At 55.5% G+C, this 26017-nt stretch carries 19 protein-coding genes; 6 read left to right on the forward strand and 13 right to left on the reverse strand.

Annotated elements, in window-relative coordinates; all coding sequences use genetic code 11:
• Both Poly41_RS14250 and Poly41_RS14255 read left to right on the forward strand, forming a co-directional pair.
• Entirely contained in the window at window positions 1–1263 is a 1263-nt protein-coding gene (locus Poly41_RS14250; RefSeq protein ID WP_146526908.1) for a DUF1552 domain-containing protein, read from the forward strand.
• A gap of 92 nt (window positions 1264–1355) precedes the next feature.
• Window positions 1356–2684 (forward strand): PQQ-binding-like beta-propeller repeat protein, encoded by a 1329-nt coding sequence (locus tag Poly41_RS14255; protein WP_146526910.1) that lies wholly within the window; start codon window positions 1356–1358, stop codon window positions 2682–2684.
• 94 nt (window positions 2685–2778) lie between these two features.
• On the opposite strand, the gene Poly41_RS14260 is transcribed toward Poly41_RS14255, so the two are convergent.
• The 13 genes from Poly41_RS14260 to Poly41_RS14320 all read right to left on the reverse strand — a co-directional run bounded on the left by Poly41_RS14260 (window position 2779) and on the right by Poly41_RS14320 (window position 20700).
• Complete coding sequence (locus Poly41_RS14260; protein ID WP_197231327.1) at window positions 2779–3912, reverse strand: carboxypeptidase regulatory-like domain-containing protein; 1134 nt, start codon at window positions 3910–3912, stop codon at window positions 2779–2781.
• A 188-nt stretch (window positions 3913–4100) separates the two neighbouring features.
• Complete coding sequence (locus Poly41_RS14265) at window positions 4101–5918, reverse strand: DUF3472 domain-containing protein (RefSeq protein ID WP_146526914.1); 1818 nt, start codon at window positions 5916–5918, stop codon at window positions 4101–4103.
• A 282-nt stretch (window positions 5919–6200) separates the two neighbouring features.
• Window positions 6201–7634, reverse strand: a complete 1434-nt coding sequence (locus Poly41_RS14270; protein WP_197231328.1) for a sulfatase — start codon at window positions 7632–7634, stop codon at window positions 6201–6203.
• Between the two features lie 23 nt (window positions 7635–7657).
• Window positions 7658–8470, reverse strand: coding sequence for an HpcH/HpaI aldolase family protein (locus Poly41_RS14275; protein ID WP_146526916.1), 813 nt, complete (start codon window positions 8468–8470; stop codon window positions 7658–7660).
• Entirely contained in the window at window positions 8467–9687 is a 1221-nt protein-coding gene (locus Poly41_RS14280) for an exo-alpha-sialidase (RefSeq protein WP_146526918.1), read from the reverse strand. Before Poly41_RS14280 ends, Poly41_RS14275 begins: the two co-directional genes overlap by 4 nt.
• 110 nt (window positions 9688–9797) lie before the next feature.
• Complete coding sequence (locus Poly41_RS14285) at window positions 9798–11186, reverse strand: sialidase family protein (RefSeq protein WP_146526920.1); 1389 nt, start codon at window positions 11184–11186, stop codon at window positions 9798–9800.
• Between the two features lie 146 nt (window positions 11187–11332).
• Window positions 11333–12766: a glycoside hydrolase family 172 protein gene (locus Poly41_RS14290; RefSeq protein WP_197231329.1), complete on the reverse strand. Its 1434-nt coding sequence runs from the start codon at window positions 12764–12766 to the stop codon at window positions 11333–11335.
• A gap of 227 nt (window positions 12767–12993) precedes the next feature.
• Window positions 12994–14475, reverse strand: coding sequence for a sulfatase (locus Poly41_RS14295; RefSeq protein ID WP_231615656.1), 1482 nt, complete (start codon window positions 14473–14475; stop codon window positions 12994–12996).
• A 16-nt stretch (window positions 14476–14491) separates the two neighbouring features.
• Window positions 14492–15742, reverse strand: coding sequence for a sialidase family protein (locus tag Poly41_RS14300; RefSeq protein WP_146526923.1), 1251 nt, complete (start codon window positions 15740–15742; stop codon window positions 14492–14494).
• Between the two features lie 18 nt (window positions 15743–15760).
• Window positions 15761–17251 (reverse strand): sulfatase family protein, encoded by a 1491-nt coding sequence (locus Poly41_RS14305; RefSeq protein ID WP_197231331.1) that lies wholly within the window; start codon window positions 17249–17251, stop codon window positions 15761–15763.
• Entirely contained in the window at window positions 17248–18477 is a 1230-nt protein-coding gene (locus Poly41_RS14310; protein ID WP_197231332.1) for a sialidase family protein, read from the reverse strand. The genes Poly41_RS14305 and Poly41_RS14310 overlap by 4 nt, the downstream gene beginning before the upstream one ends.
• Window positions 18474–20006, reverse strand: coding sequence for a sulfatase (locus Poly41_RS14315; RefSeq protein WP_146526926.1), 1533 nt, complete (start codon window positions 20004–20006; stop codon window positions 18474–18476). Before Poly41_RS14315 ends, Poly41_RS14310 begins: the two co-directional genes overlap by 4 nt.
• A gap of 4 nt (window positions 20007–20010) precedes the next feature.
• Entirely contained in the window at window positions 20011–20700 is a 690-nt protein-coding gene (locus tag Poly41_RS14320; protein WP_146526929.1) for a GntR family transcriptional regulator, read from the reverse strand.
• Window positions 20701–20778: 78 nt separating this feature from the next.
• Here Poly41_RS14320 and Poly41_RS14325 point away from each other — a divergent pair, with 78 nt between their 5' ends.
• The 4 genes from Poly41_RS14325 (at window position 20779) to Poly41_RS14340 (ending at window position 25923) form a co-directional block, all read left to right on the forward strand.
• A complete protein-coding gene (locus Poly41_RS14325) occupies window positions 20779–21717 on the forward strand; it encodes an NAD(P)-dependent oxidoreductase (RefSeq protein ID WP_261344899.1) in 939 nt (312 codons plus the stop codon).
• Between the two features lie 12 nt (window positions 21718–21729).
• Entirely contained in the window at window positions 21730–23493 is a 1764-nt protein-coding gene (locus tag Poly41_RS14330) for a sodium:solute symporter family protein (protein ID WP_197231333.1), read from the forward strand.
• A gap of 68 nt (window positions 23494–23561) precedes the next feature.
• Entirely contained in the window at window positions 23562–24875 is a 1314-nt protein-coding gene (locus tag Poly41_RS14335; protein ID WP_146526935.1) for a Gfo/Idh/MocA family protein, read from the forward strand.
• 97 nt (window positions 24876–24972) lie between these two features.
• Window positions 24973–25923 carry a DUF6807 family protein gene (locus Poly41_RS14340; protein ID WP_146526937.1) on the forward strand — a complete coding sequence of 317 codons (951 nt, stop codon included), beginning with the start codon at window positions 24973–24975 and terminating at the stop codon, window positions 25921–25923.
• Window positions 25924–26017 lie beyond the last annotated feature (94 nt).

Genomic DNA, 26017 nt, shown 5'->3' on the forward strand with positions numbered 1-26017 from the left:
ATGCACACGCCAATTTCACGACGCACGGTACTGCGAGCATCCGGCGTAGCATTATCGTTGCCGCTGCTGGACGTGATGAATCCTGTCTTCGGGTTTGAACGTGCGGAACAGCCAAAACGCATGGTACTGATTTGCAATGCCCTCGGTTTGTATCCTCCGTCGCTGTTCCCGAAGACGCCCGGAAACGACTACGAAAGCACGGAGTACCTCGAACTGCTCAAGGAACACAGAAGTGACTTCACCCTGTTTTCCGGCCTGTCACATCCGGACCAGAATGGCAAGGAGCCGCACGATACTGAGATGACTTTCCTGACGGCGGCGATCAATCCCGGGCTGGGAGGTTTCAAGAATACGGTTTCTGTTGATCAGGTGGCAGCGATGCACCTGGGTCACACCACGAGGTTTCCGTCGATCACGCTAGGAAGCAACACGCGGGAAAGTCAGTCATACAACAGCAATGGCGTGATGCTGCCAGCCGATAATCGCCCATCGCGGGTGTTTGCGAAGTTATTCCTGGCCGGAAGCCCGGAAGAACAGCGGCGACAAAGGCAGAGACTCGCGGACGGTCGCAGCATTCTAGATGCCGTTGGCGATCAAACTAAGACGCTCAATCAACGAGTGAGTGGCGGTGATCGGAAGCAATTGGATGAATACTTCGCCGCCATCCGCACTGCTGAGAAAGAACTGGCTGAATCCGAGGCGTGGCTGGATCGCCCAAAGCCTGAAGTGAAAGTCGAAGTTCCGAAGGACATTGTCGAATCATCCGAATTGCTCGGTCGCATTCGAGCGTTGATGAACCTGATTCCACTGATGCTGCAAACCGATTCAACGCGCGTGATCAGCCTGATGATTCAGGCTGATCACGGTGTTCCAAACATCCCCGGTGTCCAAGGGGAGCATCACCCGCTGTCCCATCACGGCCAGGATCCCAGCAAAATCGCCCAGTTAAAAATCATCGAATCCGGAATCCTCGCAGAATTCTCGGACTTGCTGACACAACTAGGACAACGATCGGAACACGGGGAACGACTCCTGGATGAAACGGCCGTGCTTTTCGGCAGCAATCTGGGCAATGCGAACGCTCACGATCCGACGAATCTTCCGATCATCCTCGCCGGTGGCGGCTACAAACACGGACGTTACGTCGCGCATGACAAAAAACGTAACACTCCGCTCTGCGATTTGTTTGTGACTCTACTGCAACGCATGGGTGTTGAGGCGGACAGCTTTGCAACGAGTAATGGTGCGTTGGCTATCACATGACGAAAGTTGCAGAGACTTGCGACTCACCGACCGCACTCGAAATCAAACAAGCCCATGACTCTTGACGAGTTGCACTTCAACGAAATGAAACCATGAAATCATTCTTCATATCGCTTTCGTTTTCCCTGCTATCCCTGTCGCATTCACTCTCCGTTGCTGGTTCCCCGGAAGAAAACTGGCACCAGTGGCGAGGCCCCGAAGCAACGGGCGTTTCGCGAACGGCGAATCCGCCAATCGAATGGAGCGAAGACAAGAATATCAAGTGGAAGGTTGCGATCGATGGACGAGGAACATCGACGCCAATCATTTGGAATGACAAAGTCTTCTTATTGACGGCGATCGATACGGGCGTGAAGGATACGTCGATTCCCGATCCTAAGGATCAACCGAAGACCAACTTCTTCGATATCAAACGCCCGAACACTGAACACGCATTCGTAGTTGTGTGCCTCGATCGCGAGAGCGGCAAGGAATTGTGGCGACGAACGGCAACAAAGAAGATCCCGCACGAAGGCGCACATAATGACAATGATTTTGCGTCGGCATCGCCCACGACGGACGGCCAACACCTGTACTGTTGGTTCGGATCGGCCGGTCTTTATTGCTATGACCTCGACGGCAACAAGCTCTGGCAGCGAGATCTGGGCGAAGCCAAAGTTGGTTCCAGTCTCGGTGAGGGCTGTTCCCCAGTTTTGCATGATGGCAAACTTGTGATTGTGCGTGATCACGCAGGCCAAAGCTCCATCGAAGTGCTAGACGGTAAGACGGGAGACACCCTCTGGCAACGCGAGCGAGATGAAGACAACGCCTGGGCAACACCGAGAGTGATCGAGCATAGCGGGAAGACACAAGTGATCACCGCGGCCTCGGGTGCTGTCCGCAGCTACGATCTCAATTCAGGCGAGATTATCTGGCAATGCGGCGGACTGACCGGCAACGTTACCCCGTGTCCAGTCATCGATGGTGATTACGTGATTTGCATGAGCGGTTACCAGGGATACGCCGCGATGGCAATTCCCCTCACTGAAACAGGAGATATCACTGGTAGCGAAAAGATCCTCTGGAAGCGGGACCGCGGCACACCCTACATCCCATCGCCACTTCTTTATGATGGCTTGCTCTTCTACAACCAATCGAACCAGTCGATTCTCACCTGCGTGGACTCCAAAACGGGTGAGACCGTTTTCGGCCCCGAGCGGATCGGTCAGCTTTCCAACATCTACGCATCGCCGGTTGGCGCCTCAGGACGCGTCTACATCACTGGTCGTAACGGAACGACGTTGGTGCTGGAGCGATCCGCCGATTTCACAGTCCTCGCATCGAATCAACTTGACGATCGCTTCGACGCGTCGCCGGCCTTGGCCGATGGGCAATTGTTTCTCCGAGGTGCAAAACATCTGTATTGCGTCGAGCGACTCTGAACTGGTGCATCGAGCAATGAACGTTCTGACTTCACGAGCCCATGGCTTGCAATCGTGACCTGGAATTGACGTCGCCGGAATGAAGGGACCTTACTCACTTTGAAAATGTCGTGTAAGTAGGATACGCCTTGTAAGGATCTGAATCCGCCGACACCTTCATCACCGTTCCCTCTGCCACATCATGCTGCATGATCGCTCCGTCCTTTGCGAAGAGCAGAAACCTGTTGTCGGTTGAGATTGAAACATACCAAGCCTGGGTGGACGGATCTAATTCATCGAAGACCACTTCGTCGGTAATGGAAGGCACAGAGGCATCAAACTTCGCATAGACCATCACTCCGCCTTTGTACATGTTGTGGCTTGAGTCGACCCATTTCTGATAGGCGATCATCGTTTCGTCTCGGGATAGTGCGATCTTGTGAATGAACTTGTCGTCAGAGCGCTGGACCTTGACGTAGTTAGCTTTGCCACCATCGGTCGGCGTGGCAAGAAAGCTCTGTCCACCGCGTTGAATAAAGACGCGTCCATCTGCCAAGTGTGGGTTGACCCAGCCCCAAGGGGCTATCCTGCGCTCCGCACCAGGCTGCCCATCAAAACTGTTCCAGTGAGGCCCGCGATTTTTCACATTCATTCGGTTAAAGCTAACCCGCTCCGACCCGTCACGTGTCCAGTAGGGTTCAGTGTTGAAGCTCTCTTCACCGGCGATGATTTCGTGGAGGCCGCTGCCGTCGGCATTCATTACACAAATGGAAGATAGCCAAGTATCGCAACACGGCCCGCCGGCCGCATAGCGCCTGAAGAATGTGATCTTGCTGCCGTCAGGACTGAAATTGGGCTTGAAGTTCCACTGCGTGGTGTCGGTCAGGTAGGTGATATCCGATGTCTTGGTCTCAGGATCATACACAGTCCGGGCGATTTGCCATCTGCCTTTCGCGTCCGCTGTCGTACAGACGTAGGTCACCTTCCCCGCAAGAGTAAGTACAACATTTGCAGTTCCGCCATTCGACTCGATGTTTCGCGAAATGGAGTCATAACCAACTTTGCTGAATGTAACCTCATCCGCTGAAGCCCCATCGAATCGATAGCGCCCCTCCACGTCAGTCGTCACAGAAAGTCCGGCGTTTTTCAGTGTGACGGTTGCACCTTCGAGAGGAACGCCGTTGCTCCCATCCATGACCAGACCCGAAAGGGTGGCTGAATGCGCCCAGGCACAGGTGGACAGCGCCATGAGCATTACGCTGCATCGGAACATATTTCGATACCTACCGGGATTGGATTCCGTGGCTCTTGCCGTGATACGATGAAAGTAGTCTAACGCCAGGAAGTCTCAGATTGTAAATCGCCAAGGCCTAGGCGAAAGTTTGCGTGTCGCCGGTCAATGTCGCGGGCGTTCGGACATCACTGTGTTCTCTGTAGTCATGATCCAGAAACAGCGGTGTCGCTGGTTCTGCAGTTGTGAGTTTCGAATGTCCACAGCTTGCCCTCGTCGTTCGTCACGAGGATCCGGTAGAACCAGGTCGTGCCTGGCTTCAGACCTGTGATCGTGATGCGGTTTTTGCCGTCTTTCAACGAAGCGATCGAAACCTGCTTCGACCAGCTGCGATCTTCAGCCTGCGTGGATCTGCTGACTGCTGAGCCGCGTTCGGTCGCATGTAGCTCGCGTTTCGCAAAGGTGAGACAATCCTTCTCCCCATAATAGATGTCGGCTCGCGCGCTGGTGCCGGCACGCTTCATGACGATGTCCAGGTTAACGGTTGTGTCCGTCACTTCCACAGCATCGACCTCACCAAACTCTGCGGGCAATCGCTGGAGCTGCTCGGTCGCTTCCGGGCTGAGATACTCTGGCAAAGGCATGGTCGTCTGTGCGACCGGCGGACTATTGAACGCGTAATACCGCATTCCGCCTGTTCGCATCACGAATTCACCGTCGCCGCTCAAAAACCAGGACTTGTTCAGCACACCCTTTCCTCTGCAAAGAAAACGATCCATCGGCTCCCAACGTCCGGACGACTCATCGCGGAACCAACCGAGGCGACGGACTTCCCGAGGCACATCACCGGTACGCTGAACGTTCGGCGGACCGGGGACTTCACAGAAGGAACCGGGTTGCAGGTGCCTGATGGGCTTGCCGCTGCCCCACTTGCGGCCAACGGCGTAGAGCTTCCACTGCTTCGTGGGATGGTCCCAAAAGTAGCCATAGTAGGTTTGATAGTCTCCGTCGTTCTCGACGCGCAACGCCTGCACGCAGACTACGGGCCTGTCGGGCATCGGCGTCCAGCCTCGGAGCTTCACTCCCGAACCCTCGTGCCCAAAGCCGCTGAATTCCGCGCTGGGCGAGCCCGCTGCTAGCAGGTGCGGCATCTGCTTCAGAGGAGGTGCTTCACCTCCCCGTCTGGCCGCCCACATCGAAAAGTTGAATCCGCCGACCGAGCGACCGCTGGCATCGAACGAAGTCCCGTAGTAACCAAACGGCGTTGTGATCGGTGAGTAACTGCTGGAATTCGACGTGCTCCGCGTGGCCATCACCCACATGCGGCTTTGGTCGATCTTCGTTGAGGCATACCCGCCATGTACTGCCGCGGGTCGCCATCGTGCCCTCAGCAACTGTGAGTCCTCCACGGCAGGTCCATGCACGTCGACGCGATGGAGTTCGCCCACTCCTGTCTGTGAGTTGGCGATCGTCAGGGCCGCCATCTCGAATGTGTGCTCACCGGGTTCATCAACTTCAAACGCCAGATTCCACGGCTCTGGCTGGTTGGGGCGAGAGGCGACCGTCTTCACTTTTTGAGTGACACCACCAAATGAGACGCTCAGTTTAGATCCAGCCGCTTTCTCGACCACACTCAGATGCACGTTGAGTCGAACCTGCCCCGGCCTGGCCAGCCAAAGATGCCAACGAATCGTCCCGTCGGTCTTCTTCCAGTTCGACAAAATCGCGTAATTGGGAGCGATGAGCCCGTCGTCACCCGTCTTCGGCAGTGAAGACTCCCCGGATGCCCGACAAACGCCCGGCGTGAAGAAACCGTTGCTCGCCGTAAGGATGAGCTTGCCATTCTTCGCGGGTTGCCCGTTGACGTAGTACTCTCGACCATCTTCATCGACACCACCTCGGACAAGCACTGGTGCTGTTTCCAACTGCCCAGCTCCGTCGGGAACCGACAGCGGCTCTTCCGCAGAGGCGTGAATCGCAGGCATGCATAGAACACAGCAGAGGAGTGGATAGATTCGAATCATGGTGTCTCCCGCTGGATAGGCAGGACGTTCTTTCTTGACTTCGTCAACGTCAGGGATCTCCGGTCGTCAGGCTCGATGAGTGTCGCGTTTTGGACTTCGCACGAGGCCACAAAGTCACGATGAGTTCGGCCTTTGCTTTGTATCTTCGTACCTCTGTCAGTTCCTTTTGCTATGTCTTCACGCGCAAACCGCGAGCACATGAGCCGTTCGACACAGCCCCGATCAGAACAATAGACAAGGGACTCTTCCTTGTACCGCGATGGATTCTGATACATGCCATTGTCACCGCGCAGTCGTGTCTTCGCGATTGTCCTTGGAGGCAGCATCAGGATTCGGTTTCATTCGTTCCGCTCCCACAGCGACACGCCAGGCATCAAGTTCCTGCAAGAGCTCATTGCGTCGAGCTGGCTCTGATTGGGCGAGGTTGGTCGTTTCTCCAAGATCTTGGCCCAAGTTGTAGAGTTCGACCGTGGCAGGATCGAATGACTCGATCAGCTTCCAGTCTCCTTTGCGAATGACGCTCGAAGGATGGCTGGAGGGATGCTTGTTGTAGTGGGGGAAATGCCAAAACAGCGATTCGCGTGGAAGATCCTCCGTTGCACTGAGCAACGGCTTCAAGTTGACTCCATCCATGTGCTGGTTCGGATTCAGTTCGACTCCGGCGGCAGACAGACAAGTCGGATAGAGGTCGTTGCTGATGACCGCTTCGTGAATCACTCTGCCAGCGTGTGAAACACCCGGCCATTTGATGATCAAGGGAACGCGAATGCCGCCTTCGTAATAGGAACCTTTGTTGGCTCGCAGCGGCGCATTGCTTGTGGCTTTGTAGAAGCCACCGTTGTCGGAGGTGAAGATAATAACGGTGTTGTCGTCTTTCCCCGAAGCTCGCAGTGCATTCAACACTCGGCCGACGCTGTCATCGATACTCTCGACCATCGCCGCGTACACTGGTTTGCCCTGACGCTTCGCCTTGGGAACTCGCTCGTACTTCTTCGTGAGTTTCTCCGGTGCCTGGAGTGGTGAATGCACTCCATAGTGCGGGAAGTAAAGAAAGAACGGCTTCTCACCAGACTGCTCGATCAGTCCGACGGCTTCGTCCGTGAGCCGGTCGGTTAGGTACTCACCGGCCTGGCCATCGGGCAACACGTTCCATTTAGCTCGGTGCGGTGTTGTCGGAATCGACCAGTTGCCTTGATACGGAAAAAAGTACTGCCCGGGTGCGCCGTGGGCGTTGCCGGCGATGTTGATGTCGAATCCGTGATGCTCGGGAAGACAGAAAGGTTCGCTACCGAGATGCCATTTGCCGATGTGGATCGTCTGATAGCCAACGTCGCGTAGAGCCTCTGCCAACGTGAATTCTTCGACGGGCAGTCCGCGAATCTTACGCCCTTCGATCAGTCTTGCGTTCGGATCCCAACGTCCTGACGGCAACCAATCGGTCAACAGCAATCGGGCTGGATACTTGCCCGTGAGAATCGAGGCTCGTGTTGGGGAACAAACAGCGCACGCGGCATAAGCGTCGGTGAATCGAACGCCTTCGGCGGCCAGCTCGTCGATGTGGGGCGTCTTGTAGTAAGTGCTTCCCTGGCACCCCAGATCCATCCAACCGAGGTCATCGATCAGAAACAAAACGATGTTGTGATGCTCCGCGTCCGCCCGGGACGAAGTCGCCATGACGATCATTAGTGAAACAAATAGTAGAACGATTCGATTCATCGCGATGATTCCTGCAGCATCTATTAGATAACGGGAGCGGAGATTGCAGTGTCTTCTCTTGTAAGCCCGGCTGCCGTTTTGATGGCAGCCAACTCTAATTGCAAGTGTTTTTGAAAGAGGCTGATGTCCGCACTGTGGATCAGCATGTTCGCCCCGAGTTTCAGCAGACGATTCTGCTGCTGCACTTCACCCCAGAAGTGAATGCCCGCACCCACGCTGGCCTTGCGCGCCTTGTTGAAGATCGTTTCACACGCGTTAAGAAAGTCCGGGTGGTCGTACTGCTCAGGAATGCCGAGGCTGCAGGAGAGATCGTGAGGCCCGATCAACACTCCGTCGAGATCGGGAACTTGCAGAATGCCATCGAGAGCTTCGATTGCTGGCGTGCTTTCGATATTGACGATCAGAAGTCGCTTCGATGCACGCTCGCGTATGTAGTGTTCCAGCTCTGGACCGACGGTTTCGCCTGCCAGCATTGCCTGCTGCATTTGGCCTCTGATGGGCCGCAATTTAACGGCACCTCGCAGTGCCTCGACTTGCTGAACGGATTCGACGTATGGCGAGATGATTCCCGCGGCACCACCGTCAAGCACCATCGTGGCGGTATGTGGATCCGGTGACGGAATTCGGACGATCGGCGGAATGCCGAGCGCGTTGTAGGTCTGGCACATCCAGCTCAATTGAGCTCGATCCAGAGCGATGTGCTCGGTGTCGATAAACACGAAGTCCAGGCCGCATTTCGCGACAACTTCAGGCCAGCGTGGTGATGGCGACACAATCAGCGTGCCAAAGACCTTCCGTCCCTCATGCAGACATTCTCGCAACTCGGAGGGCGTCATGGCGTGATCTTCAGCTTGCCAAAATGAATGTGTGTTCGCGTCGTGTCAGCCGTTCCGCTGTCCCAAACGCAGCGAAAGTCACCCGGTGCGACTTCGCACAGTGTTGGATAGGAATTCTTGATGCCGGCGTGATAGAACGTTTTTTCCTCACTCCAGTTGTCGCCCGGTGGCTTGGTCTTGTATCGCAGTGACGTGCGCCCGCCGTTGGGAAAACCAGGTGCCTTGTCACGTTGTGCCGGGCCGTCGTTGTAGACGTAGAGATGTGTGCCATCTTCTGAGCGACCGAAGTACCCCTTCGATTTGGCGTTGTGTAGTTCGGGCTCGGGGCGAGCTTCGGACCATGTTTGGCCTCCGTCGGTGCTGACGCTGGAATACGCTCGTGGCGGATCTGTTGTCAGGTCCGTTTCGTCGTAGTTGGCCGTCCGCATCACGATTTTCAGTTCGCCCTTGTTGTCGCCGGGAGCGATGTTGCCCTCGTGAAGGAACACCCTGGAGTCGGTCGGTTGTGGAATGAAGGCTTCCAATTTCCACTCCAGCAGACTGGTGCTGCTGAGGACAAAGTGGTCGCGTGAGCCGCGTGGATCAGCGGCCAAAGTGTTTCGGTGTGCGGGGAGCAGGAAGCGTGTCTTGCCGTCGATCTTTGTCTTCACCGGCGAGGCATTCAGAATCAGTGGCCCGGTGTAATGCATGGCGAGTTCAACCGGTGTCCACGATCGCCCGCCATCAGCCGTGAACGCGGCCGCAAGCTGCGATTCCTCGCTGTTGCGTTGGGCAATCGAGCACCGCATCGCGAAGCACCAGATCACAGCTTGTCCCGGCACGCGATACAGCACCGGATTGGCATAGGCGAACTGAATCGCGCCCTGTCGTTGCGTGTGATCAAAAACAGCGACGGGTTCCTCCCATGTATCGCCGTCGTCTCTGGAAAGTGTGGCAAAGATATCACCCATGTCCTTCTTGCCATTTCTCATTGCTCCGAATGCGACGAGGAGCTGATTCTTCTTGTCTCCCTGAATGATGAACGGCTGCCAAACGCGCCATGCCTGTGAATGCTGCTCGACTCGTCGGATTGTGCGGACGTCTGTCACGTCGCCCGTGTAATCGGGTTCGTTGCCGGGCGCAATTCCAGGCGCCAGAAGCAAGGCAATGAGCAATCCGTAGCGGAAGTCGTCAAGACTTTCGTTAGGCACGAGGAACGATCGTAGATAGTTGAACATGACAGATTCTGGTTCTCGATTAAGCGGTAGCGGAAGTCGTCAAGACTTTCGGCAGGTGTGCGCGTCGACGAAAGTCTTGACGAGTTCCGCGACTGCTTCTCCCCCGTTCCTTAGATTGTGTCGCCCTCGCGGCGCCCGCCGCCTTGGTCGCTGGGGCGGCTTACGATTTTGTTCAAGAAGCTAACGCCGTTGACGAGTTTGCCCGCAAGGATATCCTCTTCCGTCATCTTCGACAGAAAGATGGTGTGCTGGCCTATCGTGCCGCGTCCCTGGTCGTAGACGATGTAGATTGCCCCGTTTTTCCCCAGCGCGGCCGACGGATAACTGATTTGTCCGTCATCGCACAAAAGCAGTTTGTGTGGGAATGTCTTGCCGTCGTCGTCACTCAAGTAGGCCGTCATGCGGGTGCGCGCTGTCTTGTACTTTTCAAGCACGCGTTCTTTTCCATTCTCGTCGGTATAGTAGAACGTTCTCTTGCCGTCTTTCTCTTTCATCTGGACGTCGTTTGCGACCAGGAGGACTCGTCCCGAAGGGAGTGTTTTGAGGATGCACTTTGTGTTGATCGAGAACTGCATCGGGTAGTAGCCGCCCAGCTTCCAGGTCTTGCCGCCGTCGAAGGATTCGGCGAATTTCTGTCCCTTTTTGGCCCGGTAAAAAGTGAAGAGGCTGCCGTCTTTTCGGATGATCGGCATCTGCTCGGCAAAAACCGCGTCGTCATCCACGGGCAAAGCGGAAACAAAGATCGGCTTGCCGTTAGTGTCTTCTTTCAGAAAGCGAATTCTCACCTTGTCGGGCTTGCCGACAAGCTTGAAGTCGTCCATCGAGCGCATGATCGTGCCGTCCGGAAAAATGAGCGGCTTCATGACGGAGATGTTCTTGTTTCCAAGCAGGCGCGGCGCGGTCCAGGCGGTGTGTTCGTTCTCCGGATCGAGCATGGTGAATTCCCACGCGGAGGAGGCGAATTCGTCCCGGCCTTTGAAATCGATGTTTCTGAGGCCGATGAAGCGAATATTACCCCTGGGATCCTTCCACAGCATCGGGTCGGAAGCGCCCCCGCCGAGGAGTTCGCTCGGGTCGAAGACGAAGACTTCTTTCCAGGTCCTGCCATCGTCTGCCGAGGTCGATATGACCGAGAACTGGTCATTGTGGAACGGAGCTCGTTCGGCCTGAACGTTGGAGCCAAACCATGTTGCCCAGAGTCTGCCGCCCTCGGAAATTTCCACCTGGGGGCAGCCTTGAAAGAGCCTGAGATTGATGCGGTGCTTGTGGTAAGGCTTTTGTCCTTCGAAGTTGATTTTGATCAGGGAAGGAGGCGTCTTCCCCGTAATTCCATAAGGGAACCTTTGCGAACCATCTTCCGGGGACGGCATTGTGGTGTCGCCCAACACGGATTGAGGGTCCACTGTCTGAGCATGGATGGCCGCGGTGAAACCGGGCAGCAGACTGCAAGCGATCACGGATGCGACCGCCCGACGAACAAGCTGAACCTGGTTTGACATGGCTATTCTCTTTTCTGAATGAAAGAGGGGAAAATCGATATAATGGCTTCTTTTCTTGTGCTTCCAACATCCGCCGTACGCGTTCCTGTTCCTCTTTTAGAGCTTCTCCAATGGGAACAGGAGTGATTCGGGCAAGCGTCTTCAGGTTATTCGGCTTTCGGGTGAACGATGATGCCCTCTGGTGTCGTCGCACGAAACGCAAAATTCCACGCACCGCGAGTCACACCAACTCGGTTGGTCAACCACACCTGCACTTCGTTCGTGCCTTTACGAAGCTTGACTTTCACACTTCTGGCGCGGATGTAGGGCTGAGAGCCGAGGTCAATCGGTGGATCGTCGTTGATTTTGAGGATCAAGTGATCATCCCAGGCCAGTCGGACATCAACGGTCATTTCCTTCGGAGCTTGCAGTTTGCTTACTGCAACCGCCCATCCGTCTAACGTAGGAGAATTGGCGTTGGATGCTTTGGGACGTAAAACGTGATTAAACTCAACGAACCCTCGGATGGAACTGCGTTTATTCCAGGGGCGGTCGATGAACGGTTTTTGGGGGTCAAACCTTCCATCGCTTTTGGGCAAGTGCTCTACTTTCCCGAATGGCCCCGCCAACCACCAGGACCCGCAATCCGGCAAGGGAATGTCGTATTCACCTCTGAGGATTTTGGTTTGCGGCAAACGCTGTTTGACCGGCGGCATCTTGAAATACGGCCTAACGGGCTTCTCGGAATACCAATACACGGTCGAGGAAACATCGTGCGCTCGCGCTCCAAACCGAAGATGCAATGATTCGTAAAAGTGGATCGCGTCGTGGGCAAAAAAGCGATAGCCCACCAGTTTCTGGCGATCACCGGTCGCATCTTTTTGAATGTAGTACGGCATATCCGAATACAGGGACGATTGCGCCACGTAATCGCCTCCTCCATGAGATGCTCCGAATACGTCTTCACCGCCTATGCCGCGCAGAAACGACGGTTGGTCCCCCATGCCATCGATATAGATATTGTCCGCGCCACCATGACTCCATCTCATCTTGTGCCGACTTTCCAGCATATCAACAGCGTAAACAAACCCAATCAGTCTACCCGGGCCATCCGCATCAGCGATGATATAGTCGTCCGCAAAATCCTTTACCGGAGCCTCACGACGCCAGCGTGCTCGAAATCGCATCTTCTCGGTCAATTGCTGGTCGGGGTACTCGTGCCAGTCGACCATCAAATAAACGATACAGCCCTCCGGTGATTCAATCTCAAATCGTGCACTCCTGGCGAAGGGCATCGGAATGGAACACGTCATCCCTAGTTTGGGCTTTACAGCGAGAAAAGGGGTATTGATCTGATAGTTCTTGCCCGGTTGGGTCAAATTGTGCATGAGGCCGAAAAAATCGGGCAACGGGGCCTCGACGGACGGGATCGTTTCGCCGTCGAAGTAAACTCGAAGAATGTCCTTTCGACTGATGAAATTCCCGGTGACCCAAACGCGACGAATGCACCCTGGACCGATTAACTTGCCGAACGTTCGCTTACCCTTGAATTCGCTTCGTTGACTGATGCGGCGCGAAACCGGTCGGTCGGGAAGATTCAAACCCCAGGTCGCCAACGTCTCGCCAGATGCCTGGGGCGAATTGGATCCGGAACATACGACGGGCCATGAAATCAATAACAAGAGCAGGCAAGTGAACCTAAGATTCGCTTGTGACTTTGCTTTCTTAGAACCAGTCCTAAGACCGATGCTGCGAATCGTAGACGCAGCAGATGCCGTGCTTGCGAAGCAACTCGGATCGGTTTTCTGACGGCCTCTAGTAGTCACACTCATTTCTTCTTTCGCTTCTTTGGTTTGGCGTCCGTCTCGGGCAGCCATCGTGCAAGTTCAGTCTTGATCTCCGCAAACCCTGGTCGGGATGCAAGGTTCGTCCATTCATTGGGATCATTCGCGTGGTCGTACAACTCTTCGCCGCCATCGGCGTAGCGAATGTAGCGCCATCGCTGAGACCGCAATGCGTGGTTTCCTCGTCCGTGCGATGTCAACGCAGGACGCTCCCACGCACGGTTCGGATCCGTCAGCAAGGCCGCGATGCTCTGTCCGCTCAGTCCATCCACTTGCGGAAGTTCACACAGCTCATTGAGTGTGGGAAACAGATCAAGCATCCCTACCGGCTGCTCACAGACGGAACCCGGTTGCGTCACATCAGGGGCCACCACCACGAATGGGATGCGTGTTGATCGCTCCCAAAGCGTGAACTTGTGCAGATGTTGTTTTTCGCCGAGATGCCAGCCGTGATCGGACCACAACACGATGACCGTGTCGTCCGCGTGTCCGCTTTCGTCTAACGCGTCGAGCACGCGTCCGATCATGGCGTCCGCAAATGAGATGCTGGCCAGATATGCCTGTAGCAGTTCGCGGTACTTTCCGGACTTCATCACCAGTTCGTAGTCTTCACGTCGCTGAGCTGCGAACTCCAGCCCCATCGCCGGCAGATCATCGAGGTCATCGTCCTTGATTTCGGGAAGATGAATGGACTCGAGTGGATAGAGGTCAAAGTACTTTCGAGGGGCGTAGAACGGCAAATGAGGTCGATAGATGCCCGCGGCCAGAAAGAACGGCTTGTCAGGCGTCTGCTTCAGGAAATCAACTGCCCACTGCACGAGCTGGCCGTCCCCCGTTTCGAGATCTTTCTTGTCGAGTGGTCCCCAATCAAATTCTCGCGGATTCTTCGGCGGCTTGTTTTGCGCCTTCACACTTGGCAGTCTGTTGAGCGGAAAACCATCCGGGAAGCGGAAGTTGCTGACATCCAGGCCGCGATGCAATCGGTCCTGGTAATGACCATCGAAGACCTGATCAAAATAGCTGTGCCAGTCGTCAACCCGGTTGAAGCCGGGCATGTGGTGATTCACCTTGCCGCCTCCCACCACGTGAAATCCATTTGCCTTGAAGTGCTGCGGAATCGACGTGATATTCGGGATCGCTTCGTGCCACTTTGCACTGTTGTCGTAGATGCCGGTACTGCCGGGGCGCCTTCCAGTCAGCGTGGCGACTCGCGACGGATTGCATACTGGCGCGGCACAATGGGCGTTGGAAAACAGCATGCCACGTGCTGCCAGCCGATCGATGTTGGGAGTCTTCACATCCGGATGTCCATCCAGGCAGCCGACCCAATCGTTCATGTCGTCGACGACGATCATCAGAACATTCGGCTGCGCGGCAAACGCACTTCCCGATAACAGCGCGCCGAGCATCACGACTGCCGCTGCAGTCGAGAGGAGTCCCTTCAAGAGTAACCCTTGCTGATGCATTGTTCTTCCTGTGGCGCTAGATGGATTCAAGTTCGGCAATGGGAATACGGGCGACTTCGATATCTTCTTTGTTGACCGAATAGATCACCCACAAGTACTTTCCGACGACGACCGAGTGCGGATACTGGTATCCATTTGCCCGTTTTGCTTTACCCTCATAACGCTGCGCTGGAGCGATGAACTTGATGACCGCCATGCGATCGAAACTCAGACCGTCGCCGGACAACGAGATGGCCAGCATGCTGCGGCCTCCCTGCCTGCTCGACATCGGCAGGGGATTGTTGATGACGTAGTACTGGCCACCGGGTAGTCGTCCGGAATTGGCGCGAGCGCCGGTATCGGGAAAATTCGTCCGTGTGGGGGCTGTCCATGTCTTGCCGTCATCAAAGGAGAAAGCTGCGTAGTGGCGTCGTGGCCGAGAGGCTTCAATCTCGGCCTTGCTCTTTCCATGAATGGTCCCTTGATCTCGATAGAGTCTCACCCAGGTTCCGTCGTGCAGACGCCACGGAGGCGTCGGCTCTGTCATCCGGTGTTCGTCATCGGAGTCCGGCCACTGCCTGGGTTTGAAGAGTAGTTGTGGCAATTTGGCCGGCTCTTTGAACCAGGCGTTGATTTTGGCGACGAGCGTCCGGTCGCCAGCAGGGATAGCGGGATAACCGGGTTCCGGATCGGGGGCTGAGTCCGATAGCCAGAAAACCGGCCCCAAGGTCTTGTCGTCTCGCACCTCACGGGCCAGCAATCCGATCCGGATCCGTGAGACTTCATTGAAACGATAGACTTTCTTTTTCACGGCTCGATCGACACAGGTCACTGCGTAGAGACGACCTTCAATCTCGGCGAAGCCCTGAGAGGTTTGAAACGGCCTGGGTTCTTTTGCGACCGAGGCCGGGACGTTGTCGGCAAGCGGAGGAAACAGAGTCTTCGGGTCGGACCATGTCTTTCCATTGTCGGTCGAGTGCCGGTAGACACCATGCTGCCCCGAAGTGTTCTCGTCACGTGCCTGGCTATCCCAGCACGCAAACAGGACTCCTTTGAAGTGTGTGAGGTACCCGTGAAGGTTGAACGTTCCCGTCTCGGGCGTTGCGTGCAGTAGCGTCGTCGTTTTCACCTTTTCTAGAAACTGGTAGCGGAAGTCTGGCGCATCGCGGACGGTCCATTTCACAGTTGGTGTGCTGGTTTGTTGAGCGGACACGTCGTCCACACAGGCGGAGCCGTATAGCAAAGCAGCGACAATCGTAGCGCGAAGAAGGAGAACGTACTTTTTCATGGGGCATTCGCTGTGGACTCAGTCCAATAGGTAGTCCGGGTATTTCCACGTGTACTTCTTACCCGCGGACTTCTTCTTCACTGAGCGAACTTCCTTTGTCAGCCTGCGGAGCTTCTTTGGATCAAGTAGCGGATCGTTGGTTTCGCGACGCCACCGATCGAGTCGTTCCTGCAAGTCCGCAAGTACCTTCGCGTGACCAGGGTCTTCGGCGAGATTGCGGAACTCGTAAGGGTCCTCCTGCAAGTCATACAGCTGATAACGCGGCGGCTGGCGCATCAACGCATACGCTGCTTTGACTTCTGGACGGGAGGCAGCGATAACCGCGTTGAGGTCCAAATTGCCGCCGTCATTCTGCCCGCGGTTGCTGGCTTGCAGCTTCTCAATCGTGATGTCGTAGTCGGGGTGAATCGTATCGGGCAGCAGGCTTTCGATAAGTTTGTAGCGCTCGCTGCGAACGCTTCGCTGCGGAAAGTAATTGGGCGCCGCTGCGTGTGTGTGATACTCGGCGAAATAGTGGGTCCTCCAGTTGGCCGAGCCCGACTGAAACAAGGGCTGAAGCTTCGCTCCCGGTAGCCCCGGAACTTCGTCGGCTCCTGATGCGTCAAGCAATGTCGGCATCAGGTCCAGTGTCGAAACCAATTCATCCCGAACCTGAGGGGCAATGTGACCCGGCCAGCGCATCAACATCGGAATGCGCAATCCGCCTTCGTAGCACGTCCGCTTGCCGCGAAGCATGTCTGCCCCGTGATCACCGATGTAGATGACGATGGTGTTATCGGCTTTTCCTGATTGATCAAGAACGTGCAGCAGATCACCCACAAGCGAATCGAGTCGACTCATGCAGTTGTAATGATCGGCCACCATCTCGCGAAACTCAGGGGAGTCGATGCCCATGTAATCCATCACCTGCACGTCATCTTTGGTCTGCGGATTCTTGGGCAGTCCATCAACCTGTGCGATCCACGGTTTGTGTGCGTCAGGATAGTTCACGCTCAGGAAGAACGGTCCCTCGCCCGCTTCAATGAACTCCTTCGCGTACCTTGCATAGTCACTCAGCTGCGTCCGTTGAAAGTTTGCACTTGTGATTTCATGCATGTCGAACGGAAACGCGGATTCCGGGTGGATATGCAGCTTGCCAATGATGCCGGTCCGATAGCCAGCCTCCTTTAGGCAGCGTGGCAAGTTGGGAGTGTCCGCTCGGTACATCCGAAAGCCCCAGGTCGCCAGACCGAACTGGCCATGCTGATGCGGATGGAGTCCGGTCAGAAAGCTAGCTCGAGACTGGCTGCAACCTGCCTGAGGCACAAAGGCCTGACGAAAAAGAATGCCATCCTCTGCCAGTTGATCGAGATGCGGAGTTCTCGCAAACCGATCGCCGTAGCAACCCAGCTCCGGCCCGTTGTCCTCGGACACGATGAGGAGAACATTCGGATGCTCGGCACGCGTGATCCCGGCGGAGACGACCGTCGCAATCGCCAAGAGGAAATACATACGCAACTTCTTTATCATGGTTTCCCCTTCACCCATGCGAGATTGAAGCGAGCCAATGAGAGGTTGGCGTAGGCCCAGTCTCTTGTTCGCTCGATCTTGGGCTTAGCAACGCCCGATTCGTAGAAGCAGAGAATTGTTCCGTTGGGCAAAACAGCGAGATCGGAGTAGGCGCTCGGGCCGGGTTCGATCGTACGCTGGATCGGCCAAGTGATTCCGTCGTCGCGACTCAGATGAATCGTCAGGTTGCGCCTTGCCGAGTGCTTGCGTTTCGTCGTCTGCGCGTTCGAGAACAAGAGCTTGTAGGGCGCATCCTGGTCAATCGAGTGCTTCGTCACGCCCGCCATGCATCCCGGTTCTTTGAGTTCATCCGCGATCCGAGGCGCGGACCAGTCGCTGTAGCCGTCCGAACTGAAGGCGACCAGGCGACGATTACGTGAATCCCCGTTTCTCGCCGTCAGCATCACACTGCCATCGGATCGTTCCACAACGTTCGCTTCGCCACCTGTCGGAATGGCTGGGTTGCCCGCATGCCACGTCGTACCGCCGTCGTCACTATATATGGTCGCCGCTGCCTTGCCGGTTCTACCGGACAATCGATAATCGGATATCCAAACCGGAACAATCAGTCGACCATTCGACAACTCGATCCCATGCCCAGGCCCGGTCGCAATCGCCTGCCAGTCGATGTGTTCACGGAACGAGTTAAGAGCTGACGTGATTTCGATTGGAGACGACCACGTTTGCCCATCGTCGTCACTGTGAATCGAGAAGCATCGCATGTACTCAACACAATAGATCAGATGCACCCGTCCTGAGCGTGTGGCAATGGCGACTGGATTGTTAACCGTTTGCTCATTCGGTCCGCCCATGTCCTTCGCTTCCTTTCCCGGAGGAAGCACTGGATTCCTGGGTAGGCGAGGTCCCAAGTGAGCAACTTGCACGGGTGGAGCAAATGTCTTGCCGCCATCGTTGCTTCGCCGAAGATGAACTTCGATCTCCCCACGATCCGCGATGCTGAACTTCCTGGCTTCACAGTATGCCAAGACCGTACCCTTGGCCGTCACCACAATGCCTGGTATTCGATAGAGCACGAATCCGTCGGTCTGCTCCTCGAAAAGTACCGACTTCTCGAAGAAGGGCTCGGTTGCTTGAGCTGCACCAACCAACACGCAGCAAGCGATGAAGCAGGAGGCAACCCGGAGAGAATTCTCGCGGATACCAAACCGATGCGGATGGTTCATCATTCCCTCGCCACCTTTCGTCGTGACGCGAGCAGACCGTCCATCTGATCGTTCATGCGTTGGAGCAAGTCAGGGTGACTCGCTGCAATGTTCTGCTGTTCGATCAGGTGCCCGGCATGTAGCGTGGCGTTTTGTGGCCCAGAATAATCGTAGAGTTCTTCTGCGATCGTCTCGCGCGACTGCCAATCGATCCATCGGGTATAGCGTGCATTCTCAGTTCGGATTGAGTAGCCCATCACCTCGGGTGTCGTACTCGTCCAGGGCCGATTGAACTGGCTCAAAACCGTGTCGCGGCCTGGTGCCTGCGGATCTTTGAGTATCGGCGAGAAACTGCGGCCGTCGAGATCCGCCGGCGCACCCAGTCCAGCTACAGCAGCCAGGGTCGGATACAGGTCGACCATCTCCACTAATGAGTCTGTGGCAGAACCTGGTTGGGCAAGATTCGGTGTACGAATCAACAACGGCACGCGGGTATCAAGTTCAAAGTTCGTCGCCTTGCACCACCGGTTGGTTTCACCCAAAGCGAACCCGTGGTCTCCCCAGATGACAACAATCGTATTTTGTTCGAGCCCAAGCCGCTTCAATGCACCCAGTACTTTGCCAACTTGTGCATCGACATAGCTCACGCACGCGTAGTAACCGTGCCGCAGTTGTCGACTTTGTTCGACGTCCAGATCTTCGTCCTTCGGCACGCCCTTGTAACCGCCCAGTTCACGATGAGAATGCAGGGCGATTTTGGGAGAAAGCCGAACTGGCTCGCGTATACCCTCCGGCAGTTCAAACGCCGCTCGGTCATGCAGATCCCAGTACTTTTTTGGCGCGTTGAAGGGCAAATGCGGCTTGAAGAATCCAACCGCCAGGAAGAACGGCCCGCCGTCTTTCTTTAGATTCTCAAGGGTCTTGACGGCCACATCGGCTAGTTTGCCATCGGGATAGGCGTCATCTGCAACGTCAGCGACTTCGTAAGCTGCCTGCTTCTTTTCCTTGCCCTGGTTGTGCGGTAGCACATAGTTCTTCCACCCTTTGCGTTTCAGGGTTTCAGGTTCCGACCACGAAACCGGGTCAAGCTCCTTCTCATTGCCGCTGAAGATCTTTCCGAAACCGAGTGTACGATAGCCGTCTTGCTTGAATAGCTGCGGCAGCGTCACATGATCCGGATGTGTTTCCCGGAACCGATTGCGGTTGTGCCAGACCCGAGTGTGGTCCGGCAACAGTCCGGTCAAAAGAGACGTTCGCGAAGGCCCGCAGACCGCCTGCTGTACATACGCCCGATTGAATCGTCTGGCGGACTTTGCGAACTGATCGATGTTAGGCGACTTGGCGAGAGGATCCCCGTAGCAACCCAATGCTGGGCGCAGATCATCAATCGCAATGAACAGAATGTTCGGACGCTCCGGCTCAGTAGAAACTGGAGTCTGGGCAACCGTTGCATCTGCGAAGCAGGCGAAAGCCATGCAAATGGTCAAGACTTTCGACCGACTCATCTGACATCCACCGAACCTCTTGACGAGTTCCCCAAATAGTCGATTCATGGTTTCACCCTTTTCTCCGAAGGTGATCCATCACCTGTTTGCGGCCTCGCTGAATTTGCTCGCTCGTGAGCTGACGCGCGCGTCCATGGTCTCGTGCGCGAAGAGCCTCGATCAGATCACTCCTTCCAGCGCAGGTGTACTCCGCGACTTCAGCCGGGAGCAGCCGAGGATCGTCGCGCTGAGCGTCGAACACCTGGCCAATCGCTCGGTGCTCGTGAACAACTCGTGCCAGGAGCGGGTTTTGGGCGGACTCGACCAGTAACTCGTGAAACCGTTGTTCATTGTCCAGCCACAAGTTCATCTGCCGCTTCGTGGCGAACTTCTTTGCGTTTGAAGCGACCTGACGTGAGAATTCCCACGCTTCTTCAAGAAGCGATTCCAGCTCCTCCAATTGATAGGGCGTAATGTTGCGTGCCGCTTCACCCGCCGCGCAACTTTCCAGCGCATCCCGCAGGACATAAAGGTGATTGAGCTGCTCGCGATCCACCTTTCGAACGAATGCGCCGGCACCGGGAACATGCTCGACAAGTCCTTCAGAAGTCAGCCGATTGATCGCCTCGCGAACGGGAATGACGCTAACGCCAATCTCGTCTGCAAGGGCGCGATTCACGAGCTGTTTTCCCGGCGCAAGCTCGCCATCGGCAAGTTTACCTCGAATATGCGTGTAAGCCTTCTCGGCGAGAGACGGTTCCATTGCATCCCTTTTCCGGCGGTCGGTTGCGGTCACCACTGACTATGTTATAACACGGAATAACAGCGATGCAACCTCATCGTGAAGGACTATTCACACGCTACAAACGAATTCGTCCGGTCGTTACTGCAAAGAGCCATGAACACAAACTCTGTTGGACTAATTGGCGTCGGTTTATTGGGCTCTGCGCTTGCGAACCGATTGATGAAGGATGGACGCGGAGTCCACGGGTTCGACACCAACGAGGAACAACTGCAGGCCTTGAGCCAGTGCGGTGGCATCGCCTGCGATAGCGCGGCGGAAGTGGTTCAGAATTGCGATGTGCTGATTCTTTCTTTGCCAACCAGTGACGTAGTCCTTTCTTTGGTCCGGCAGCTTCGCACCGACTTCGAGCCGAGCCAGATTGTTGTTGATACAACGACTGGCGATCCGCAGCAGATGATTGCTGTCGGCCAATCGCTTGCGGAGCTTGGAGTGTCTTATCTTGAGGCGACGGTAGCCGGATCGAGTGCTCAGGTCACCGCGGGGGAGGCTGCTTTGTTGTTAGGTGGGGACGCCGAGGTTGTGGAAAGCGTGAAACCGTTGCTGGCGGCAATCACATCAAAGCACTTTTGGTTTGGACCAGTTGGTACAGCTTCACGATTTAAGTTGGTTCACAATCTGGTCCTGGGCCTGCATCGCGCGGTTCTGGCGGAAGGATTGGTGTTCGCGGAATCGCTCGGATTTGATCCCAATCAAGTCCTGGAGATTCTGAAACAGACACCGGCCGCATCACGTGTGATGGAAATCAAGGGAAGGCGGATGGTGGAAGGAGACTATGGGATTCAGGCCAGACTCTCTCAGCACCTCAAGGACGTGCGTCTGATCCTTGCTGAAGCCGAGCGAGCGGGAGCAAATACACCACTGAGTCGAATTCATCAAACGATTCTTGAACACGCCGCGGAGCTGGGGTTCGGTGACGCGGACAACAGCGCGGTGATTGAAGCGTTTCGACATCCAAACGACGCGGAGGATTCATAGATGCTGTCGGGAGTGACATTGCCTGTCGCTGCTACTGCAGGCCTGCATCCGATCGACGGATTGGTGGTCGTGCTCTATTTGATAGGCATCACCATCATGGGCATATGGATGGGCCGGCGCATCACTGGGCTTGATGATTTCTTCATGCCTCGCAAGTTTGGCAAAGGCATGATGATGATGCACGCCTTCGGAACGGGGACAGCCTCCGACCAGGCAGTGACGGTTTCTTCGGCCACGTTTCGCACTGGTCTAAGTGGAATCTGGTATCAATGGCTTTGGCTGTTCGTCACGCCATTCTATTGGCTCATTGCACCAATCTTTAGGCGGTTTCGTGCAATTACCACTGCTGACGTTTACGAATTGCGCTACGACCGGAGCGTAGCGGTCCTCTTCGCCATCGTCGGAATCGCCAGCATGTGCATCAAGATCGGCCTGATGCTCAAAGGCGCTGGTGCTCTGGTGGATGCAGGAACGGGGGGCCTGATCGATGCTGATGTTGCGATCATTGCGGTGACTCTGATGTTCGTTGTCTATGGTGCAGCCGGTGGTTTAGGCGCAGCGATTGTGACGGACTACATTCAGGGCATTCTGACCATTGCATTCTCCTTTATGCTGTTGCCGTTCATCTTGTGGGAAGTCGGCGGCATGAGTGGCGTGCGGGAAACGATCAGCAACGATGCAATGCTTTCACTGGTCGCACCTGGCAAGATCTCATGGTTCTTTATCATCATGATGTCGTTCCAGGCTTTGGTGGGCATTGTCGCTCAACCGTTCATCATGGGCGTTTGCGCGGCTGGTAAGACCGAATGGGAAGGTCGAGTCGGCATCGTGGGCGGAAATCTAATCAAACGACTGTGTACAGCGGCTTGGTCGATCACGGCAATCGCAGCTGTTGCGTGGTACATCCAAAACGGAAACGCCCCCTCGCAACTCGACACAGAATCGCTCAAACGCACGGCTGATGGCATCTACGGCGAAGTGGCATACACCTTTCTGCCTGGCTTGGCGCCAGGACTACTCGGCTTGTTCTTGGCCGCGTTGTTGGCCGGAGTGATGAGTTCATGCGATTCCTTCATGATTAGCAGCGCCGCATTGTTCACAGAAAACATTTACAAGCCGCTTCGAACAGAAGTATCCGATAAGCACTGTATTTGGGTCGGTCGACTCGCTTCGATTCTGGTAGTCGCGGGTGGAGTCGCTTTCGCATTCTGGGTGCCAAGCGTCGTCAAGGCGTTGGAGATCTGGTTCATGATTGCCCCGATGATGGGGTTAGTCTTTTGGATCGGTCTGTTTTGGCGGCGGATGACGGTTGCGGGTGCCTGGGCCACAACCGTCACCGGATTTTTCGCGTGGTGGGTTTCGACGCAACCATGGTTCATCAATGGGTTGGGTCGAATACCAGGCAGCCAATCGCTTCGATTGCTGTGGGCCGAGGGCGACAAGATTGTTGTCTATCTGCCGTGGCAAATCCTCTTTTACAGTCTGGCCGCTTCCGCTGTCGGAATCGTGGTCAGCTTGTTTACGCGCCCCGTGAGCCCAGATAAATTGAATCGCTTCTACCAACTCAGTCGCACTCCCGTCCAACCTGGCGAGGAGGTGCTGCAGCCTTGCACGTTACCGACAACAACGCAGGCGGTTGATCGCCCAATGCTGATCAGGGCGGGCGGGTTGGAGATACCGATGCCGTCGCGGACGTCGACCATCGGGTTTATGACAATCTGGCTGTTTGTTGGAGGAATCATTGGTGCGTTTGTTTGGATCGTCTCATCACCATGACTTCGCTTGCGTCTTCATTACGAGATAAATGAGCTGTGCAGAATCAAAGAAACTCGAGGACTCCAATCATGTCTAAAACATCACGTCGACGGTTCATCCGCGCGAGCACTGCAATCAGCTTGTCGGCCATGGCTTACACCAACGTCGCTCAGGCAGCGGCTCGTGGTCAGCAGCCGATCGTGGGATTCATCGGCTGCGGTGGAAGATCGAAAAATCTGCGCCGAACTTTTGATGACGCAGCGCGAATCTCCTGGGCCTGTGATCCAGACGAGAATCGAGCGAAGGACCTTCAAAAGGATACCGGCGCAAAACACACCACCAGTGATCTGCGAAGAGTGCTGGACGACAAGTCTGTCGACGCGATCGTTGTTGCCACGCCCGACCACTGGCACGCGCCAGCGGCAATCATGGGGTGTGAAGCAGGCAAGCACGTCTACGTCGAGAAACCATGTAGTCACAATTTCCTTGAAGGCCGGTTGCTGGTCGAAGCTGCGCGACGCAACCAGGTCGTCGTTCAGCATGGCACTCAGAGCAGGAACAATCCGCTCGCGGTTGGGGCGATCCAGATGCTCCGCGAAGGTGTAATTGGCAATGTGCTCATGGCAAAGGCTTGGAACGTCCAACGACGCGAAAACATCGGTCGTGCAGAGCCAACATCACCACCAGCCGGTGTTGATTATGACATGTGGGTGGGGCCGGCCGAGTTTATGCCGTATCAAGCGAATCGATTCCACTACGACTGGCACTGGTGGCATAACTTTGGCACTGGCGATATCGGCAACGATGGAGCGCACGAAATCGACATCGCTCGCTGGGGATTAGGGGTGGACGGACTCCCTTCATCGGCCTCCGCGATTGGCGGCAAATACTACTTCGACGACGATCAGCAGTTCCCAGACACAGCCACTTGTGCTTTCCAATGGCCCGGCGATGGTAGCGTCGGCGGGCGAAAGCAACTGATGTTTGAGATGCGAATCTGGTCGAAGAACTATCCACACAATTGTGACACGGGCGTCGAGTTTTACGGGACCAAAGGAATGCTGTTCGTTAGCAAACGGGGCAAACTCGAATTGTGGGATGATTCAAATAAACGTGCTACTCTCTCCGTGGATCGTTTCAGCAATCAGTCGCTGGGGCTGCCAAGGAACCACCAAGTCGACTTCCTCCAGGCCATCACCGAGAACCGAAAGCCCGCAGCGGACATCGCCACCGGTCATGACTCCGTCTCACTGATTCACTTGGCAAATATATCTGTTCGCACCGGACGTTCCCTGCGAATCGATCCGGCATCAGAGACGATCACTAATGACGAAGTCGCCAACCGGTTGCTCTCAAGAGACTACCGCGATGGCGGTCACTGGGCCATTCCTGGCGGGGTGTAACACGCACCTGTAGCGAAGTCGTCAAGACTTTCGTTTTAACCTGACAGATCGACTCTTTCGACGAGTTCCATTGCATCCCCAGCTCAGTAGACAATTCATGCGAACATCAGTTTTCTGTATTGGCGTTATCACCATTCTCGCTTCGTCGCCGGCGCCGGCTCAAGATCCAGCTAATCGTGCGGATCGAGTCGTCTTTCAGCAGGGCGATGGCGAAGTCTTGATCCAAATTGATGACAAACCGATTGCCACCTACGTGTACGAAGACTCAGAGATTCCCAGGCCCTACTTTGCTCACGTCAAATCGCCCAGTGGCACACAGGTCACTCGAAACTTTCCACCCGGAAAAGGTGACCGCCAGGATCACGCCGATATGCATCCGGGAATTTGGCTGGCTTTCGGTGATCTGGACGGTGAAGACTTCTGGCGCAACAAAGGTCGCGTGGTGCATGAAGGCTTCACCGAATCACCAACGGGTGGCCCGAGGTTTGGATCGTTCTCACAACGTAAAGCGTATCAACGAGCAGATGGACGGGTGGTGTGTGTGGAGGACTTCCGTTGCGTGATCCGAGTTTTGGAAGAAGGCTATCTACTGCAATGGGATTCGACGTTCTCATCCCCCGAAGGCAATCGTTTCTATTTTGGCGATCAGGAAGAAATGGGATTGGGAATTCGCGTTGCCACTGAGATTGCAGAGCTGAAGAGCGGTCAGATCAGTGACTCTGAAGGTCGCCGCGGAGCCAAGCAAGTTTGGAGCCAGCCATCAAAGTGGTGTGACTATAGCGGAACGATTGGCGACGAGAGAATTGGCATGACAATACTGTGTCACCCGGATAACTTTCGCGAGAGTTGGATGCACGCGCGAAACTACGGCGTGATCGCAGCAAATCCTTTCGGCCGCCAGGCGATGAAGAAGGGCCCCAAGAGCCGTATCGAAGTTTCAGGAGATGCAGGCTTGAGATTGCAGTATGGAATACTGCTACACGGACCAACGTCCGACCTGGATGCAGTTTATCGACGATACGTTGATCTGTCGGGAAGTCAAAACTGAAAGCCCGAATTTGACTTGAGTAGCGGAGTTCGCCAAGAGTCTTGGAGCGTCTCACGCAAACTCCCTTCGCTCTTGACGAGCACGAGTTGCCCGG

It is taken from the genome of Novipirellula artificiosorum (genome assembly GCF_007860135.1).
Classification (GTDB): domain Bacteria; phylum Planctomycetota; class Planctomycetia; order Pirellulales; family Pirellulaceae; genus Novipirellula_A; species Novipirellula_A artificiosorum.